Consider the following 19,273-nt stretch of genomic DNA (forward strand, 5'->3'; position numbering starts at 1 on the left):
ATGCGTAACAGCGTTTACTATCGTATTTCCTCTTCTATTGACAGTGACCTCGCCAAGAAAAAAATCGAAACGCTGGAAAACTACTACGAGAACTACTCTACTCACTGGGGCACAATGCAGTTTGCTGTAGAAGGCCCGAGAGCGATGCTCTATTTTTCCTTAGGTTGTTTCAGAAATGATGATTGCACACCACGCCAAAATGCTGACCCAAACGGCTGGGTCGTGAGAAACCCTAATAGGCATGGCGACGTCGTTTTGCTGTTTGATGGCCTTGGTGAAACATCATCTTCACCCTATCCAAAATCTCGTTTAGATACACGGTTTCTAAACTTTGAATTAGCCGAATACAGTGGCATCGACTTTTCYGAGRTCAGAGATGTTGACGGTCAAATCGCGGAAAGTGCGGTTGAAATGCCGGTGTACTCCAAAGTGGCGTGGAGTGAAGCCATCAACCCTGAAGATGATTTAAAAGCGTGGAAATATCGCTACTATAAATTTGAACATTCGATKGATGACCCAGACGCTCAGGAAGCAAAAATACAGGCCTATCGACAAGGTGCGTTTGATGGGTACCTCAAGCARACTTACATGCAATTTCTGTTAGAGGGCGATWACGTTAAAATCACCTACTCTGTCTCATGCTATTTGCCAATGACGCAATGCACCGTCACCGAAGATCCCCAAAAGCGCTGGGAATACATCCCAGAGATAGATAGGTATGGTGTGGTCCTGTTTAGCGGTAAAGCCGATATGTCGGATAAGCCATTTGATGGCATCCCTGCACCGCAGTAATTCGGATGTTTACATTCAGTACCCTAAAAGAATGAATCTGGTGAGCTATTTAGGGAGATTTTCGACAATGCCTAAATCAATGAGTCTCCTTCTCGTCTGCTTTGTGCTTATCGGATGTTCAGATGAGCAAGAGGTGTATAAAACTCACGCTCGGCTTGCCAATGCAGGTAGTCTTGATGGGCCATATGGGATCATCGATGTATATGCAACCGACACTTTTGGCGGTCGCATGGGGTTTGGATTCGGCGCTGTAAATGGATTCCCAGGGAAAAGTGCGGATGTAGGTGGCCTTGGTGTACCCAGTTTTATTGCWGGTCATTGGGTCAAGCAAAACCCAGACACAATGCGTAACAGCGTTTACTATCGTATTTCCTCTTCTATTGACAGTGACCTCGCCAAGAAAAAAATCGAAACGCTGGAAAACTACTACGAGAACTACTCTACTCACTGGGGCACAATGCAGTTTGCTGTAGAAGGCCCGAGAGCGATGCTCTATTTTTCATTAGGTTGCTTCCGAAGTAACGACTGCACACCACGCCAAAATGCTGACCCAAACGGCTGGGTAGTGCGAAACCCTAATGGACATGGTGACGTCGTTTTGCTGTTTGATGGCCTTGGTGAAACATCATCTTCACCCTATCCAAAATCTCGTTTAGATACACGGTTTCTAAACTTTGAATTAGCCGAATACAGTGGCATCGACTTTTCTGAGGTCAGAGATGTCGATGGCCAAGTTGCAGAAAGTGCGGTTGAAATGCCGGTGTATTCAAAAGTGGCATGGAGTGAAGCCATCAACCCAGATGATGATTTAAAGCATTGGAAATATCGTTACTATCAATTTGAACATTCGATGGATGACCCAGACGCTCAGGAAGCGAAAATTCAGGCCTACCGACAAGGTGCGTTTGATGGGTACCCTAAGCAGACTTACATGCAATATCTGTTAAAGGGGGATAACGTCAAAATCACCTACTCTGTCTCATGCTATCTGCCAATGACGCAATGCACCGTGACCGAAGATCCCCAAAAGCGCTGGGAATACATCCCCGAGATAGATAGGTATGGTGTTGTCCTATTCAGCGGTAAAGCCGTTATGTCAGATAAACCGTTTGATGGCATACCTGCACCGCAGTAATTTGGATGTTTACATTCCGTACCCTAAAAGAATGAGTGACGCATTTTACTAATGGCAGATAGAAAACACAGAAACCATATTTCAAGCACAGTTGTATTGACGATAACATTCGTTGTTATCTCACTCGAAATAGTCACTCTGCTCGAATTCGCATTGAACTCTGACGCTTACCACTTTGGCTCCGAAGTGAACGGCTTACGGCATGAAAGTGAGTGGCACTATGTTGGATTTTCTCTCGCCACCCTCGCCCTTTTGTTTGCCTCCTTGTTCGTGGAACGTCTATTGGAGTCAACCGAGTGGTGCTTTACTCTTCGTACGATCTTGGCTCTAACATCAGTGTTTGTTTTCTTCGCCGTTTAAGCATCTATCTCATTCGCAAGCCCTTTCGATCAACGTTGACGAACAAGGCAATTATTTCAGGGAGATATTCGACAATGAGTACGCTTCATATCGTGCTGTTTATCAGTCTTTTGGGATTGCATATTTCGCGATGTATTAGTAACAGATACGTCAGGTGCCTCTTCTAATCTCGGTTATGTCAACATAAAATTGGTTTGCTTCCCATAGGAATATAGGCAGACGTAAGCTATTTTGTAACAACCACAGCATCTTGGTTTGCATGGAATGCATCAATGATAAATAACAACGGAGTGCGATGATGCGACATCTTGTTTTGGGGCTGTTTTTGTCTCTATTCACGTCCCCTGTGCTAGCCGCTTGGGATGATGATGCTTATGTAGAAAAAGCCTTTGAGCTGATTGCCCTCAACAATGAATATGATGATGACACTCACCCTATTCGCAAGTGGCGTCAGCCAATAAAGGTCTGGATAGACCATAGAGTGGGTGACCAAGAACTTCATACCATGCTAGTTCGCATGCACCTCACGCACCTATCAAAAGTCACGGGTCACGATGTCCAATTGGTCGATAACCTGGAGAAAGCGAACCTAAGAATGGTGTTTACCCGCCAAAGCCGTTGGCAGGATGAAACGCGAGAATTGTGGGGGGCTAATGAGTCTTACCCTTTTCGCGGCGCTATCTGCATGGCGCACTTTTCGGTGACCAAAAGTAATGAAATCCGACGCGGTCTGATTGTTATTCCGGTTGATCTAGCACGTGAGCGCGGCAAGCTGTTTGCTTGCGTAGTGGAAGAATTGACGCAAGCCATGGGCTTGCCAAATGATTCCAATGAGGTTTTTCCTTCCATCTTCAATGACAACACCAAAAACAGCGTTTTGACACCACTGGATGTGACCTTACTCCGGTTGCTTTATGCACCTGACATTCATGCTGGCATGACAGGGAATAAGGCGCTCCCAATCGTGTCACAATGGCTGAAAGCGCGTCCGGCGTGGGCAGAGGAGTCAAAAAAACTCGCTCGCCAATCAGAGTTTGTCACGGAGTTGGGGTTGTTTTGACCCTATAGGCTAAGCCATGGTATCTCGTCTTGAGTGACGACCATTGCTTTGGGCGTTCTGGCACGAAAAAGTGGCCAACGTAAGCGAAATACTCTCAAAAATGGGGTTTTAAGGATAACTCTCTCAATGATCGTCGTTAAATCTTCATAACGCTTGGTTAACCACTTGTACATCTAAGGCATATCCCCAATAATGTTACAGTAACATTGGAGGTTGGCTTAAGAATATGTCTAAAAACAATAAAAAACAGCGAGCTACGCTTCAAGACGTAGCTGATACCATTGGTATCACGAAGATGACGGTCTCTCGTTACCTTCGAAACCCCGACACGGTCGCGGCAAAAACCCGAGAGAAAATAGCACAAGCCATTGAAGAGCTTGGCTACATTGAAAACAAAGCACCAGCGATGCTATCAAAATCGTCCAGCCGTGCGATTGGCATTTTACTGCCTTCACTGTCGAACCAAATATTCGCCTCTTTCGTTCAAGGTATTGAGTCTGTCACCAAAGCTCATGGCTATGAAACCTTACTGGCGCACTTCAGTTATGACGAGGAAGAGGAAGAGCACAAGATCGCCTCCCTCCTTTCTTATCAAGTCGATGGGCTGATATTAACCGAGAGTCACCACACGCCGAAAACACTGCAAATGATCGAGAATGCAGGCGTCCCCGTGGTAGAAACCATGGAGCTACCAACGAACCCGATTGATATGGCTGTCGGCCTTGACCATATTGCCGCGTCATACGACGTGGTAAATCGCATGATTGCGTCTGGTAAGCGTTCAATTGCTTACTTTGGTGCTCGCCTTGATACGCGTACTCAGTTGCGAATGTTGGGATATGACAAGGCAATGAGCGACGCTGGCTTAACACCAAAACACATTCTAACTGGTGACCATTCCAGTTATTCATTGGCGGCCGACTTACTCACACGCGCCCTCAAGCTGCACCCTGATTTGGATGGGGTGTTCTGCACCAATGACGATATTGCTATCGGTACTTTGCTTAACGCACAACAACGAGGGCTGAAGGTGCCTGAACAACTGTCGATTGTGGGGTACAACGCGCTAGATATCGGTCAAACCGTACAGCCAAAATTGACCAGCGTGGACACACCTCGCTTTAAGATTGGTGAAAAAAGTGCAGAGCTATTGCTGGCAAGGCTGAGAGGTGATGAGATTGAAAACAAGATTGTCGATTTAGGCTACAAGATCAGCGACGGTGGTAGCCACTAGCTAAACGTTCGCTTTTCTAAAACAAACAGGGCAGCCATTGGCTGCCCTGTTTCTTGAGTTTGAACGTACTCACACTGTTGGTACACAAAGCATCCAGACAATATCAGAGAATGAAGCTTGCGCCTTCTTCTGCACTTGTCACGCTCTGACGCATCACTTTAAACATGTTTCGTCCCCATGTTTGCTGCAGGGCTTCGGTATCTCGCTCAATCGGCGTTCTACCTTGAGTATCCGCCAAGTTGTTCAACTCGCCCGTTTCGCAGTTCACAGAAATCATATCGCCCTCATGCACCAGACCAATTGCACCACCACGAATGGCTTCTGGCGAAACGTGAATGGCAGAAGGTACCTTACCTGATGCACCAGACAGACGACCATCAGTGACCAATGCCACGCTAAAGCCGGCTTTTTGAATATTACCGAGAATTGGCATCAGCTTGTGCAACTCAGGCATGCCGTTTGCTGCTGGGCCATTGTGTGTCAGCACCACAATGCAATCTTTGTTCAGCTCGCCACGCTTGTAGGCCGCTTCCACTTCATGCTGGCAACGGAACACTGCCGCTGGCGCTTGAATAACGCGCTGATCCGCTTTTAGCGCAGACACTTTGACAACTGCACGTCCAAGGTTGCCATCCAGCACACGGGTACCGCCTGTGCTTTCAAATACTGCACCGCTCGCCGCAATAACGGCTGCGTCACTTGAACCATGACAAGCCTGCCAGTGCAATTTGCCTTCGTTAAGGCTTGGCAGTGATAGCTGGTCTTCAAAAGAACCAAACGCAGGAACCACATCAGAATGCACCAACTGCGCTTCGTGCAGACGATGCATCAACGCGGGCACGCCGCCTGCTTGTTGGAATGCATTCATGTCTGCAGGGCCATTTGGGTAAACCTTGGCCAATAGCGGAACAACATCTGACAGGTCGCTAATGTCTTGCCACGTCAACATGATGCCCGCCGCACGAGCAACTGCCAGCATGTGAATAGTGTGGTTGGTGCTACCGCCTGATGCCAACAGCGCTATCACACCGTTAATCAGGCTCTTCTCGGTCACAACCTCAGAAAGTGGACGGTATTGCGCAGAATCTTTGGTCATTGACGCGATCTTTGATGCCGCGTGATCAGTCAAAGCCGTGCGCATGGCTGAATGCGGGTGAATGAACGCAGAGCCCGGAAGCATCAAGCCCATTGCTTCAAACACCAACTGGTTAGTATTCGCCGTACCATAGAAAGTACAGGTTCCCGGCGCGTGATAGGCGCTACACTCCATGTCCAACAAGGCTTCTTTACCGACTTCACCCGCAGCGTAACGCTGGCGCACATCGACTTTTTCTTCGTTACTGATCCCTGTCGCCATTAAGCCAGCAGGAACAAATGCAGTTGGCAGGTGAGCATAAGCCAACGCGCCCATGAGTTGCCCTGGTGCAATCTTGTCACAGATACCCAGCAGCAAGGTGGCGTCGTAGCTATTGTGGCTTAGTGACAGCGCAGTTGACTGTGCGATGAGATCGCGAGAAAACAACGACATGTCCATGCCTGGCTGACCTTGAGTCACGCCATCACACATGGCAGGTACACAACCTGCAACTTGTGCAGTGTGGCCTTGCAATGCCAACGTTTGTTTAATTTGGTCTGGGTAATCTTTGTAAGGCTGGTGCGCACTTAGCATGTCATTATATGCGCTGATAAGTGCCACGTTAGCGCGGGTCAGATCGAGAATAGATTTTTTCTCAGATGCACAAGACGCCGCCACCGCATGCGCTAAGTTGCCGCAAGAAAGTTGGTTGCGACCTTTCCCTGCGTCAGCTTGCGCTTGGGTGTGAGCCAAGAATATGTCTCGAGTGGCGCGGCTGCGTTCAATCAAACGCTCGGTGACTTTTTTGACGACGGAATGGATCATGCTACCACCTCGCTCATTCCCAGCATGGCTTGGGCGGCGCGCTCAACCACTGTGTTAATGTCGCAATCGATGCTCACTATGATCGTTTGTGGCTCGTTATCCGGGCGATCAAGCGTTTCAAACTGGCTTTTCACCATGTTTTCTTTCATAAAGTGACCTTGGCGAGCACGCATACGTGTCATGATCAAATCCATATCGCCATCAAGAAACAGGAAAGTCACGTTTTGGTTTCCTTCGCGGATCTGGTCGCGGTACTTTTTCTTCAATGCCGAACACACAATCACACCGTGTTCATTTTTGCTTTCTAAGCTGTAAGCCGCATCGCGAATACGCTCTAACCAAGGCATGCGGTCATCATCATTGAGAGGTTCTCCTGATGACATTTTTTGAATATTAGCGCGTGGATGGAGATCGTCTCCATCGATGAATTTGCGGCCAAGCCGTTTAGCGAGTAACTCTCCAATGGTGGTTTTTCCACTGGCACAAACGCCCATAACGATGACACTACTTCCAGCCATGACTAATCCTCTTTACCAAATTTGCGCGTGCTCTCAATTTTGGAATTCACTTTGAAATATGGGTTTATCTTACGAATGTTATCGGTAACATGTTACCGGTAACGCAAACAAATGTGAACTCACACACAAACAATAACAATGCTAGAAAAGGTGTAACTATGGAGCAGTTAGTTCAACCCTCAGATCCTACGTTTTTGTTAACCATTGCTGTGTTCGCTATCGCGGCACTCTTGGTATTGATCATTAAATTAAAAGTGCATGCGTTTGTCTCACTGACCATTGTCAGCTTGGGTACAGCGATTGCGACTGGCGTTGCGTCAGAACAAGTGGTTCCAACCATGATGGGTGGTTTTGGTGGCACACTGGCTTCCGTCGCTCTGCTTGTTGGTCTTGGCGCGATGATTGGTAAAATCCTCGAAGTCACTGGTGGTGCGCAGGTTCTTGCAGACACGCTGATCGGTCGATTTGGCAAAGACAAGGCCCCGTTTGCGTTGGGTATTGCCTCACTGCTCTTCGGTTTCCCTATTTTCTTTGACGCCGGCCTTGTGGTGATGATGCCTATCATCCTGAGTGTTGCGAGCCGTTTCGGTGGTTCTCCGCTGAAATACGCACTGCCATCAGCAGGTGCATTTGCGGTAATGCACGGCTTTGTTCCGCCGCACCCAGGTCCTGTTGCAGCCGCTGAGTTTCTTGGCGCAAACATTGGTCTTCTACTTGTGGTGGGTTTGCTGGTTGCGATTCCAACATGGTACTTGGGCGCATATCTTTTCGGCCTGTACGCGGGTAAGAAGTTCGATATTCCTTTGTCTAAAGCCTTCTTCAACGGCGATACCGTTGTTGATGAATCAAAGTTACCAAAATTTGCCACGGTAATGAGCATTCTGGTGCTGCCTGTGGTACTTATCTGTCTCGACACGGGTCTGCACACGCTATCAGTTGCTGGCATCATTGACGGCAACACGCCGGTCATTGAATTCCTGCGCATGCTTGGCAAAACACCCGTTGCACTGCTTATCACTCTGCTGGTCTGTTTGGTGGTATTTGCCAAAGACTACGGCATGGCAAAACTTGAAAAACTGTGTGGTGACTCATTAGCGCCAATCTGTGGCGTGGTATTGGTAACCGGTGCTGGCGGCATGTTCGGTGGCGTATTGCGTGCAAGCGGTATCGGCGATGCATTAGCCGGCGTACTGACAGACACTGGTATGCCAGTGATTTTGGCAGCATTCGTTATCTCAACGTGTCTTCGCGTTGCTCAAGGCTCGGCGACCGTTGCACTGACAACCACCGCAGCTCTAATTGCCCCAGTGGTTGCATCGACTGTAGGCTTAAGCGAACTCGATTTATGCTTTATCGTTATCGCCATTGCGAGTGGCGCGACGGTACTTTCACACTTCAACGACTCAGGCTTTTGGCTGGTTTCTCGTCTGCTCGATATGGATGAGAAAACCACACTGAAAACATGGACCGTGATGGAAACATTGCTAGGCGGTATCGCATTTATTATCGTCGCGGCACTTAGCTTCATTTTGTAGAGGTAAACAATGAAAACGATTGAACAGCGACTAAAAGAAATCCAAATCGTCCCAGTCATTGCGATTAACGATGTCGCTCACGCTCTGCCTCTGGCAAAAGTGTTGGTAGAAAACGGCCTGCCATGTGCTGAAGTCACTTTCCGTACAGAAGCGGCAGCGGAATCTATTCGTATTATGCGTGACGCCTACCCTGAGCTATTGATTGGCGCAGGCACCGTACTCACGACGGAACAAGTCGACATCGCGATTGACGCGGGTGTGGACTTCATTGTGAGCCCAGGCTTCAACCCGACCACAGTGAAGTACTGTCAACAGCGCAACATGCCAATCGTACCGGGTGTGAACAACCCAAGTCTGGTTGAGCAAGCGATGGAAATGGGCCTGAAGACTTTGAAATTCTTCCCTGCTGAGCCTTCTGGTGGCGTTAACATGCTAAAAGCACTCGGTGCGGTTTACCCTGTGAGTTTTATGCCAACAGGTGGCGTCAGCCCAGCCAACGTTGATCAGTACCTTGCGCTAAAAAGTGTTGTCGCATGTGGTGGTACGTGGATGGTACCGACTGACATGATGGACAACGGCGATTGGGACGGCATAGCCGCGCTAGTCAAAGCGGTTTCCGAGCGTTAATCGTTAAACAGTTAAACAGTTAAATCCATAACATCCTAAGCCGAGCCCCCCCTGCTCGGCTTTTTTATTGCTTCTATTCCCTCATCACCCTCGCCGTCATCATTGCTTTAGCCTCGCTTGATCGCCGCGCTGTATCAACAATAAACCGCTTGGCTAACTCAGCCACAGCTACCCTATTTGCATCCATTGTGAAGAGGATTTTGCTATGTCTGCGATTCAACAGTTCAGCCTTGATGGGCAGGTCGCCATTGTCACTGGCGCTGCGGCGGGGATTGGTCGGCGTATTGCTGAAATGTTTGCTGATGCAGGGGCTGCAATTGTAGTGAGTGACCTTGATTTACAAGCCGCCAATGACGTGGTTTCTACCATCAAAACCCATGGCGGTCGCGCCGTCGCTACGGTGTGCAATGTCACCGATGATGCAGACCGAATCGCGCTGGTTGATACCGCTGTGCGGGAATTTGGCAAGCTCACAATCCTTGCTAATAATGCAGGAGGTGGAGGCCCAAAACCGTTTGATATGCCGATGAAAGATTTCGAATGGGCCTACCAACTCAACGTATTCTCGCCGTTTCGATTAATGCAGTTATGCGCTCCTGCCATGCAAAAAGCAGGCGGCGGGGCAATGCTAAACATCAGCTCTATGGCGGGTGAAAACAAGAACTCGCACATGGCGTCTTATGGTTCATCAAAAGCTGCGGTCAATCACCTCACACGAAACACAGCGTTTGATTTAGGGCCAATGGGCATTCGTGTGAATGCGATTGCACCAGGGGCAATCCGCACTGCGGCGTTGGAGAAAGTGCTCACACCTGACATTGAAAAAGCCATGCTGAAACACACGCCACTTGGCCGATTAGGGAAAACCGATGATATCGCTTCTGCCGCTCTGTTTTTGTGTTCCCCAGCAGCGGCTTGGGTGAGTGGACAAGTGCTTACCGTCAGCGGTGGAGGTAGTCAGGAGTTAAGCTAATACCCCTTTGATGAGGGGAGAAGCAGAGACAAAGAGATGGGGCAATGAAGCAGGGGGCAAGGGGCGTGTTTGAGTCAAACCGCCCCCTTTTAACATGAGTTAGAATTTAACATGAGTTAGACGTTAGAGAGCGTTTATTGCTCCATAATGACCTTCAGATTCTCTAGGCCCACCTTGTATAGCCCAACAATCGCGCCAATTGCCGTTTCGTCATTCAGATTCTCTGGCGGATCGTTGTTTGGGTCACCTCGGTAAAACCCGGCCTTCCACGTCACGATGCTTTTATCGCCGTCAGCTTTCACTGTGATGGTCGATTGATAGTTGGTCACAGGGAGAAGTGCCGTGTTATTTTTGCTGATTTTGTATTTCAGCAGCATGCCTTCTTTGTCTAACTTTTTCAGTTGCTCCGTTACGCTTTGCTCACCCACATAAACAACGCGCACCGCCCCTTTCTGATCAGCAGGTTCTTTTTCCATCACCACCTTGGTCACAGGTGGTAACCACGTTAGGCTGTCAAACGCACCCACGGTTTTCCATACCTTTTCGGCAGGTGCGTCAATCGTGATGGATTCTTTCACCTTGAGCCTTGAGGGGCCATGAGCATAAACAAAGGACGAACCCAGAAAGCTGATGATAGTGAGTAAAAGGAGGGGGAGTTTTACTAGCATGAGTTGTTTGAGCATGAATCGTTTCCTTCTCAATACTGAAGACCGTTTCTGTTATAACGGTGATTGAGAAGGAACAGAATCGCACCTCAGGCAAAAGTGTTTTTCAAGCCAGCGTGTGCAACTAAGCTATGCAGCCCGCACCATTTTAGGGTTATGCTTCTTGATAAAGCCTTTGATTTTCGGGGCTATAACGTCGCGATAACGCCTGCCATTAAAAATCCCATAGTGCCCAACGCCTTGTTGCTCATAATGCATTTTTTTGGATTTTCTCAGTTTTTCACACAAGTCCAAAGCTGCGGAAGTTTGACCTCGCCCTGTAATATCGTCCAATTCCCCTTCAATGGTAAAGATGGCCGTATCTGTAATGCTATCTAGATCCACCCGCTTGCCACGATAGGTCATGGTCTTGTTTGGCAACTTGTGTTCGAGAAAAACTTTACGAATAGTGTCCAAGTAGTAATGGGCAGGCAAATCCATCACCGCCAAATACTCATTGTAGAACTGGCGATGTGACTCAGCATTTTCGCCATCACCTTTAACCAAGTCACCGAAGAACTTGAAGTGCTTTTGCACATGGGTATCAAGGTTCATCGACATAAAACCAGAAAGTTGAACAAAACCGGGATACACCCATTGTCCCACCCCTTTGTATTGTTCGGGCACAGAACAAATCACGTTCGACTCAAACCATTCTAAATCTTTACCGCTGGCGTAATCATTCACTTCCGTTGGGTTGATGCGCGTATCAATCGGCCCGCCCATCAGTGTCATACTCGCAGGTGTCGCCGGGTTATTTCTCGCTGCCATCAATGCTGTCGCGACCATCAATGGTACACATGGTTGGCACACGGCAATCGTGTGAGTGTCAGGCCCGAGCATTTCTAAAAATTCAACCAAGTAGTCCACATAGTCATCGAAGTGAAACTCACCTTCGCTGATTGGCACATCTCGGGCATTTTGCCAATCGGTTACATACACATCATGATCTGGGAGAAATTCCTTGATGGTTCCACGTAGCAACGTCGCAAAATGGCCAGAAAGCGGAGCGACAAAGAGCACTTTCGGCTGCTGAGGCTGCGCTTTACTTCGGCGAAAATGAAGCAAATTACAAAATGGTTTATTCGAAATTACATTGTATTGAATCGCCAGACTTTGGCCGTTAATCACCGTATGGTCGAGCCCCCAGGCAGGTTCGTCATAGCAATCTGTTAATCGCTCCACCAGCTCCATGGACGCATCAAAAGTGCGAACGACGGATAAGTCACGCATGCAATTCCAAGGCGCAGCGTTAACATCTCTGACAAATTTCACCCAACTGTTTAGCGGTTTGATGGATTCCATATATGTCGCATTGAGCTCGTAAAGCATACGCTGTCCCTACTGTTAAAAAACACGTGGCACAACGCCACTATTAACTAACTACTTAATTAACAGACTAGACCAGAAAATCAGGACACAGGATTAAGCACTTGCTTTAACATCGAAAACCATTCATCCACGCCTCTCTATCCCTTTTAGACACCGAGAGTCTCACTGGCGAAACATTCGTTCTATTTCTAATCTCTATAGGTGCAAGTGGTATTTGTGCACTGGCTGATGAAAAATTCAATGAAACCATAAAGGAATACCAATGACGCGTATGCTAATGCTAGGCATGGTGACCTTGTTGCTTACCAGTTGTGAACGCAATGCCGAACCTAACACCCAGACTCCGGTGAAACCCGAAACCATCACACTTACCTTGGCACTCTCCAGTGCATCGGGAAAAGCTGAACTTCAGACAGCAGAGCACTTCGCGGATCTCGTTAACACCACAACGCAAGGTCAGATCTCTGTTAGCGTGATATCAACACCCACATCTACATTTGATAGGGAGATCATTGCGCAAGTGCAGCAAGGCGAATTAGACATAGCGATAACGCCTTCCTCCAAATTGTCCCATTTAACCCCGAAAATGCAGATTTTAGATCTGCCTTACCTATTCAAAGATGAGGCTGCTGCACGTCGTGTTTATAACAGCAACGCAGGGCGAACACTGTTATCTGATCTAAAAGCTCATGACTTAGAAGGCCTGGCGTTATGGCCCGGAGGATTAAAACAACTCATCACCAATTTTCCGCTTTTGAGGTTCGAAGATTTTAATAACAAACTCTTCGATACCATGGAAAGCAGAGTGATACGGGAGCAGTTCGACGCATGGGGAGCAAATACGATAGCCATTGCTGCTAATCAAACTGCCGACGCTTTCACGCAAAAAGCCATTGATGGAACAGAAAACACTTACGCTAACATCGCAAAGCTAGGTATTGAGGATTTACATGTCATTGAAACTAACCACGGGTTTCTGACATTTGTCATGATGATGTCTTCTCGCAAACTCAAATCCTTACCCTCCCCACTCAAAACCGCGTTGATGGAGGCCGTTAAAGCAAGCGCTTTACATCATCAAATATTAGTTAATACCGCACGGCAAGAAGCCATCCGTGTAGTGAAAACGCAACAAGCCGTCATTCCTGTTTCTCCCGCATTGCTTCATGACATGGAAAAATCCTTCAAGTCCCTTCTAGAGCTCAACCGAATGGCATTTGGCACTGTGTTGGTTGAGCAGGTACTTCAAGCACGTGAAGATTGGAAGCAAACGCATTCTGACACCTTAGTTGTTGCATTGGATGCCGACCTTCAAGGCAGCGCGGCCCTATCCGGACTCGCAATTCGCCGAGGCATTGAACTGGCGCTAGATGAAATCAATGAACAAGGTGGATTGCTCGGCAAACCCGTCAAACTGATCGCCAGAGACAACTCAATGGTGCCTTCTCGAGGGGTCGACAACATCAAAACGTTCGCAACACAGCCAAACCTTCTTGCTATTTTTGGCGGTATAAGCAGCCCAGTCATGTTAGCTGAACTCGATTTCATTCATGAAAACAATATGCTGATGCTAGCTCCGTGGGCCGCCGCCACCCCTATTGTTGATAGTGGTCGACAGCCAAACTTCGTTTTCCGAGTTTCCGTACGAGATGAGTATGCCGCTGAGTTTCTCCTTAAGGGCGCCTTGAACGTCTCGAATAATATAGGGCTTCTCTTGGTCAACAACGGGTGGGGGCGAAGCAACTACAAGGGCCTAACCGAAGCGATGAAAAAACGATCCATTGAACCCGCGCATTTGGAATGGTTTGATTGGGGTGAAAAAGAATTTACCGCCAAGACTCAACATTTGGTCGACCAAGGGGCGGAAGTGATCATATATGTTGGAAACGCCGTCGAAGGTGAAAAATTTCTCTCAGTATTATCAACGCTCCCTGATCCACCCGTCGTCATTTCCCATTGGGGCATCACAGGTTCTGAGTTTGCAAAAAATGCCGCCAACGCGCTTGAGAAAGTCGATCTACGCGTGCTGCAAACCATTTCATTTATCGACAACGACTCTCCCGCTGTGAGCTCTCTCGCGTCAAAGTATCAACGTAAATACTCCACATCATCAACGAAAGACATTTTTGCCCCGTCCGGCACCGCCCATGCCTACGACTTAATGAACTTACTCGCACAGGCAACTCGACAGGCAAATGAAAACAGCATGGTTCGCATTCGCCAAGAAATGAAAAAGATAAGAAAACATAAAGGCGTGATGAAAGAGTATCTGCATCCATTTAAGCAGCAGCATGATGCCTTAACAGCTGACGACTACATTTTCACTCACTACCACGACGGAAAGCTTCATCCTTTGGAGCAGATCCGCAAATGACTAAAACGAAAAGTACCGCCATTAGCTTCACCAAACTCATTCTCGTCTTGCTGATCACGTTTTTTCTATTCGTCGTGGGTGCGACCACCGTCATGGAGTTGTTTCGCATACAAAAACACGTTCATGCAGAACTTAAGATTCAAGCATTAAGCCACCTACAAGTGATCGACCAAATATTAAAGAGTCAGCGTGAATCCATCATCCGCACTGCACAAAGCCAGCTTTCAATAAACAGTCTGATTGACGTAGATGGCTCTGACTATTACTTCAAGCATGCGTTAGAAGACCTCACACGATACAACGCCATAGATGACGCTCAAATATTTGACTACGCAGGAAATATATTCAAATCAACCTCTCCTCCATCATGGTACTCATCGAGCATTGTCAGCGATGCACTCGTCACGGGAAAAGGCTATGTGAAACTGGAAAATAACGCCGTCTACATTGTTGAGCCCATCCTCTATTTTGGCGCGGTTCAAGGCGGAATTATTGCCTATGTGAAGTTACCTACCCTTGTCACGCCCGTTTTTAAAAATAGTAACCAACACTACACGCTGAGCTTTGAACACCAATGGACATTCGAAAACAGTAAGCTAAGCACAATGGGCACCACAGCATTCGTCACGCCCACCTCTGACATGCTGTTAAGCGATTACAATGTTTCTCTCTCACTTTCAGAACCTTATACACACTTACTCAATGAGATCACCCCATGGTTAACTAGCTTTATTGTCTTTGCACTGATTTCACTGTTACCAATGACCATCATTGCTCGTCAGTTGGGCCGAAAAATGGCAGCCCCCATCGCGCAGCTGTCTGACAAAGTAAAAATAGGCAGTTACCCCATAGAGATGTCACAAACAACAACCGAGTTAGCGGTCATGGCGAGTGCATTTAATCACGCCACAGAACAAATTAGACAAGCTAACAAGCTCACCGTAGAAGCAGAGCGGCAGGCAGGTCAGAGCCAACTCGCAGCCATCGTTGAAACGGTGAATGACAGCATCATCACCATTGATGAGTTAGGCAACATTGCAACGTTTAACCCTGCGGCTGAAGGATTGTTTGGCTATTTTTCTGACGAAGTGATCGGTAAAAACGTGAAGCTCCTAATGCCTGATGCATTAGCTATTCAGCATGATACCTATATTAAGAACTACTTAGATGGTAAACCCGCCAAGATTATCGGTAGCGGACGTGAAATTGTCGCCATGCGCAAAGATGGCTCCACGTTTCCCGCAGATTTGTCTGTGAGCCAAATGGATGTGCTTGGCAAACGCATGTTCACTGGCATCATTCGGGACATCACGGCCCAAAAACAAGAACAAGATATGAAAAGTGAATTCGTCGCGACGGTCAGCCATGAACTTCGCACTCCACTCACATCGATACGCGGCTCACTTGGGTTGGTGCTAGGAAAGTTCGGAGATTCCGTTCCCGCTAAAAGTAAAAAAATGCTGACTATTGCACTCAGAAACAGTGAACGATTAACCCTACTCATTAATGACATTCTAGATATCGAAAAACTCGAATCAGGACAAATGACATTCCAGTTTAGTCGTAATAACCTCAATGCCATTATTCGCCGATCGGTTGACGACATGGATGGATATGCCAAACAACACCATGTCTCTTTGGTATATATCAATGAAATCCAAGATGCCTATATCAATGCTGATTCAAGTCGACTTCAACAAGTCATTGCTAATCTACTCTCGAATGCCATCAAGTATTCACCCGCCAATAGTCAGGTCACCATCACCTTGTTACAAGTAGATACTCAATTTCGCGTTGAAGTCACGGACGTGGGATCAGGGATACCCGCAGAGTTTCACGACCGTATTTTTGAGCGATTTTCTCAAGCAGACAGCTCCGCGACACGGCTCGTTGGTGGCACAGGGCTGGGGCTCAGTATTACCCGAGCAATCATCAATGGTCACAAAGGGAGCATCGATTTCTTCTCAGTGCTAGGAGAAGGATCGACGTTTTTCTTCACGCTACCTATTGATGCATCAGAGGCTAAGCGGTTGGCAGCATTAGATACTCGCGCATCTCACTCCGACTATGCGATACCACAATTACTTTATGTTGGTAACAACCAAGCCTTAAAGCTAACACTTCGTGATGCATTCAAAAACGACATTGAGCTTTCCTGTTCACCATCTCTTGAATCAGCAGAGATAGCAATTGAACACCAACGTTTTGAGTTGATTGTCTGCGATGTCACACGGGGTGAGGCACGTTTTATACCCTTTTTCAATTCGCTTTCAAGCCTTGCCATTCCAGTCATTTTACTCTCTGAGGTGGCGTCGCATACCACGATGCCAAGCAATATTCTATCGCGCCACAAATCATCAGATTTGAATATCGACAAACTCAAATCTGAAGTCCGTCTTATACTTAAGAAAAACTTCCCTCAAAAGGCAATGTAATGAACAAACCAATTACTGTGCTGTACGTTGAAGATGACGAGGATATTCGTGATGTCTCTGAAATGGCCCTAGAGGGAGACGAGTTTGTACTCCTGTCGTGCTGTAGCGGTAACGAAGCATTAGAAAAAGCAGCGCTCTCAGACCCGGATTTATTTCTTTTGGATGTCATGATGCCTGATATGGATGGACCGACGACGTTGGAACATTTACGAAAGTTACCCCATTTGAGCTCAACACCTGCCATATTCATGACGGCTAAAGTTCAACCTTCAGAGGTAAAGGCTTACCACGATTGTGGCGCAATTGGCGTGATCAGCAAACCGTTTGACCCAATGATGCTTGCCGAACAAATCAAAGGCCTCATGGCAAAGGAAGGCTTATGAGACCATCTCAATTAAAAAAATTCCAAGAGCAACAAGCCAAGTTTACAAAAGGCATTCATAAACGTATCAGCAAAATGAAAACGTTGTGGCAAACGATCCATGAAAACAAAGAGTCGCGACATGGTGAACTGGACGAATTGGTCCTTGAAGCGCATAAGTTAGCTGGTACAGCAACAACGTTGGGATTTGTCGACCTTGGAGAACGAGGTCGTGACATCGAGGTATTGCTCAAACCTTCCCTTGAAAACCAGAAGAACCCTTGGCCCAATACAGATATCGACGCCCTCATCGCAACCATTGACGATGTGGCCAGTATTGCCCCCAAACCCCCTGAAGATCTGACCTATGGTGAAGTCACCCTGCTTCATGAGCAAGGCCGCACCAAACAATTGGTTTATATGCTCGCTGATGATCTCAACACCATTCAGGACATGGTCGACCAACTTAAGTATCTCGAATATGACGTGCTGTCATTCGATTCTACGGATGACTTGAAAGAAGCCCTAAAAAATGAAGCGCCATCCGTCTTGATTGTTGATATCAATGAGTGTGACCTTCTAAGCAAAGTCACCAAAGTTTGGCGAAAAAATAGCGGTATTCCGTTGGTGGTTTTAAGTAGTACCGAATGCTGGAGCAGTCGACTACTCGCCGCCAAGGCTGGGGCGTTTGCCTTTTTTCATAAGCCCGTTGAATACGACGACATTCTTAGTGTGCTGGACTCCCTGTGGGAGAGCCACAACGCCCAATATCGCGTACTGATTGTTGAAGATGAGCAAATGATTGCCGAACACTACTCGATAGTGCTGCAAGGGGCGGGGATGAAAACCTTGATCGTGGATGAGCCGCAGCACCTGCTCGATGAACTTGGCGAGTTCAGCCCCGATCTCGTTCTCATGGATTTATACATGCCAAATTGCACAGGCGTAGAAGCAGCCAGTGTGATCAGGCAACACTCGTCCCACACTAACGTGCCTATTGTCTACTTGTCCGGCGAAACCGATTTAAAACTGCAGATGAAGGCATTGCAAGTCGGGGCGGATGACTTTCTCACCAAGCCAATTAATGATCTCCACCTAACGCAAGCCGTTTCCATTCGCGCCAAACGTTTCCGACAGTTAAGTGCTTTAATGGACAGAGACAGTCTCACTGGCCTACTCAATCACTCGAACCTTAAAGTCGCGCTTGAACGAGAGTTGTCGCGAGCACGCCGGCACCAGTCTCCGTTAAGTTTTGTGATGATAGATATCGATCACTTTAAGTCTGTTAACGACCGATATGGCCACCCAGTGGGAGACAAAGTGATCAAAGGTGTCGCACGCTTACTGAATTATCGTTTTAGAAAAACAGATACTTGCGCTCGGTACGGTGGGGAAGAGTTTGCACTCATTTTACCAGACACACCCGCCGATATCGCACTTCGCCTTATTGACGAATTTCGAATCACGTTTGCGAAAACACCGTTCTCAAATGGTCCCGAGACATTTTTCGCTACATTGAGTGCAGGCGTCGCGACCTTCCCTGAGTTTGATGCGATAGAGTCTATTATTGAGGCTGCAGATTCATCGCTCTACATCGCAAAAGAGAAAGGCCGTAACCGAGTAGTGACACATGTAGAATTGAATACGAACAAAAAAAGTCGCGCCTAATCCAGCAACCTTCGGACACAAGACTGAGAGTGCCACCCTCTTACTTTTATGTTCATGACTTACGCGCGCCACAAGTAAATCATTAAATGCATTAGATAAACCGCGCCACCCGAATGTCACCTCGACGGTACTGAGCCTATAAAGGCTAACCCCATACATGGCGCAATATGCACCTGATGAATTTGACATTATTCTGTGAGAATTTCGCAAGAAGTTCGAGACCATTTCGATACTTTTCCACGCCATGCTTTGAATAACTCAATGT

Annotated in this window: 15 protein-coding genes and 1 pseudogene; 12 read left to right on the forward strand and 4 right to left on the reverse strand. The window is 47.4% G+C overall.

The genetic code is table 11. The features are described from left to right. From L4D06_RS24200 to L4D06_RS24220, 5 genes and pseudogenes are all read left to right on the forward strand, one after another. A pseudogene (locus tag L4D06_RS24200) lies at positions 1 to 792 on the forward strand (hypothetical protein); the annotation flags it as partial. A 67-nt stretch (positions 793 to 859) separates the two neighbouring features. Further along, entirely contained in the window at positions 860 to 1,927 is a 1,068-nt protein-coding gene (locus L4D06_RS24205) for a hypothetical protein (RefSeq protein WP_429741999.1), read from the forward strand. A 51-nt stretch (positions 1,928 to 1,978) separates the two neighbouring features. After that, on the forward strand, positions 1,979 to 2,287 hold the full coding sequence (locus L4D06_RS24210; RefSeq protein ID WP_429742001.1) for a hypothetical protein: 309 nt from the start codon (positions 1,979 to 1,981) through the stop codon (positions 2,285 to 2,287). 295 nt (positions 2,288 to 2,582) lie between these two features. Continuing rightward, on the forward strand, positions 2,583 to 3,347 hold the full coding sequence (locus L4D06_RS24215; RefSeq protein ID WP_274163664.1) for a DUF2927 domain-containing protein: 765 nt from the start codon (positions 2,583 to 2,585) through the stop codon (positions 3,345 to 3,347). A 226-nt stretch (positions 3,348 to 3,573) separates the two neighbouring features. Further along, complete coding sequence (locus L4D06_RS24220) at positions 3,574 to 4,581, forward strand: substrate-binding domain-containing protein (protein ID WP_429742003.1); 1,008 nt, start codon at positions 3,574 to 3,576, stop codon at positions 4,579 to 4,581. 103 nt (positions 4,582 to 4,684) lie between these two features. Here the strand turns inward: L4D06_RS24220 and edd are convergent, their stop codons facing one another. Together edd and L4D06_RS24230 are read right to left on the reverse strand one after the other, a co-directional pair. After that, entirely contained in the window at positions 4,685 to 6,481 is a 1,797-nt protein-coding gene (gene edd / locus L4D06_RS24225; protein ID WP_274163666.1) for a phosphogluconate dehydratase, read from the reverse strand. Further along, positions 6,478 to 6,999, reverse strand: coding sequence for a gluconokinase (locus L4D06_RS24230; protein ID WP_429742005.1), 522 nt, complete (start codon positions 6,997 to 6,999; stop codon positions 6,478 to 6,480). The genes edd and L4D06_RS24230 overlap by 4 nt, the downstream gene beginning before the upstream one ends. A gap of 158 nt (positions 7,000 to 7,157) precedes the next feature. On the opposite strand from L4D06_RS24230, the gene L4D06_RS24235 reads away from it, so the two are divergent. From L4D06_RS24235 to hdhA, 3 genes are all read left to right on the forward strand, one after another. Further along, positions 7,158 to 8,534, forward strand: coding sequence for a GntP family permease (locus L4D06_RS24235; protein WP_274163668.1), 1,377 nt, complete (start codon positions 7,158 to 7,160; stop codon positions 8,532 to 8,534). A gap of 9 nt (positions 8,535 to 8,543) precedes the next feature. Further along, on the forward strand, positions 8,544 to 9,161 hold the full coding sequence (locus L4D06_RS24240; RefSeq protein ID WP_016959772.1) for a bifunctional 4-hydroxy-2-oxoglutarate aldolase/2-dehydro-3-deoxy-phosphogluconate aldolase: 618 nt from the start codon (positions 8,544 to 8,546) through the stop codon (positions 9,159 to 9,161). Between the two features lie 205 nt (positions 9,162 to 9,366). After that, on the forward strand, positions 9,367 to 10,134 hold the full coding sequence (gene hdhA, locus L4D06_RS24245; RefSeq protein ID WP_429742008.1) for a 7-alpha-hydroxysteroid dehydrogenase: 768 nt from the start codon (positions 9,367 to 9,369) through the stop codon (positions 10,132 to 10,134). Between the two features lie 134 nt (positions 10,135 to 10,268). On the opposite strand, the gene L4D06_RS24250 is transcribed toward hdhA, so the two are convergent. Continuing rightward, positions 10,269 to 10,817 carry an SRPBCC family protein gene (locus tag L4D06_RS24250; protein ID WP_274163670.1) on the reverse strand — a complete coding sequence of 183 codons (549 nt, stop codon included), beginning with the start codon at positions 10,815 to 10,817 and terminating at the stop codon, positions 10,269 to 10,271. Positions 10,818 to 10,928: 111 nt separating this feature from the next. Next, the gene (locus L4D06_RS24255; RefSeq protein WP_429742010.1) at positions 10,929 to 12,170 is read right to left on the reverse strand and encodes a polyhydroxyalkanoate depolymerase; all 1,242 of its coding nucleotides are present in this window, start codon (positions 12,168 to 12,170) and stop codon (positions 10,929 to 10,931) included. 262 nt (positions 12,171 to 12,432) lie between these two features. Here L4D06_RS24255 and dctP point away from each other — a divergent pair, with 262 nt between their 5' ends. From dctP to L4D06_RS24275, 4 genes are read left to right on the forward strand one after another with little or no spacing between them, the layout of a single operon-like run. Continuing rightward, positions 12,433 to 14,544, forward strand: a complete 2,112-nt coding sequence (gene dctP, locus L4D06_RS24260; protein ID WP_429742012.1) for a TRAP transporter substrate-binding protein DctP — start codon at positions 12,433 to 12,435, stop codon at positions 14,542 to 14,544. Next, positions 14,541 to 16,979 carry a sensor histidine kinase gene (locus L4D06_RS24265; RefSeq protein ID WP_429742014.1) on the forward strand — a complete coding sequence of 813 codons (2,439 nt, stop codon included), beginning with the start codon at positions 14,541 to 14,543 and terminating at the stop codon, positions 16,977 to 16,979. Before dctP ends, L4D06_RS24265 begins: the two co-directional genes overlap by 4 nt. Further along, positions 16,979 to 17,362 carry a response regulator gene (locus tag L4D06_RS24270; RefSeq protein WP_429742016.1) on the forward strand — a complete coding sequence of 128 codons (384 nt, stop codon included), beginning with the start codon at positions 16,979 to 16,981 and terminating at the stop codon, positions 17,360 to 17,362. Before L4D06_RS24265 ends, L4D06_RS24270 begins: the two co-directional genes overlap by 1 nt. Continuing rightward, positions 17,359 to 19,008 carry a diguanylate cyclase gene (locus L4D06_RS24275; protein WP_429742018.1) on the forward strand — a complete coding sequence of 550 codons (1,650 nt, stop codon included), beginning with the start codon at positions 17,359 to 17,361 and terminating at the stop codon, positions 19,006 to 19,008. Before L4D06_RS24270 ends, L4D06_RS24275 begins: the two co-directional genes overlap by 4 nt. The last annotated feature ends 265 nt before the right edge of the window (positions 19,009 to 19,273 follow it).

Source organism: Enterovibrio makurazakiensis (assembly GCF_050336585.1).
GTDB lineage: Bacteria > Pseudomonadota > Gammaproteobacteria > Enterobacterales > Vibrionaceae > Enterovibrio > Enterovibrio gelatinilyticus.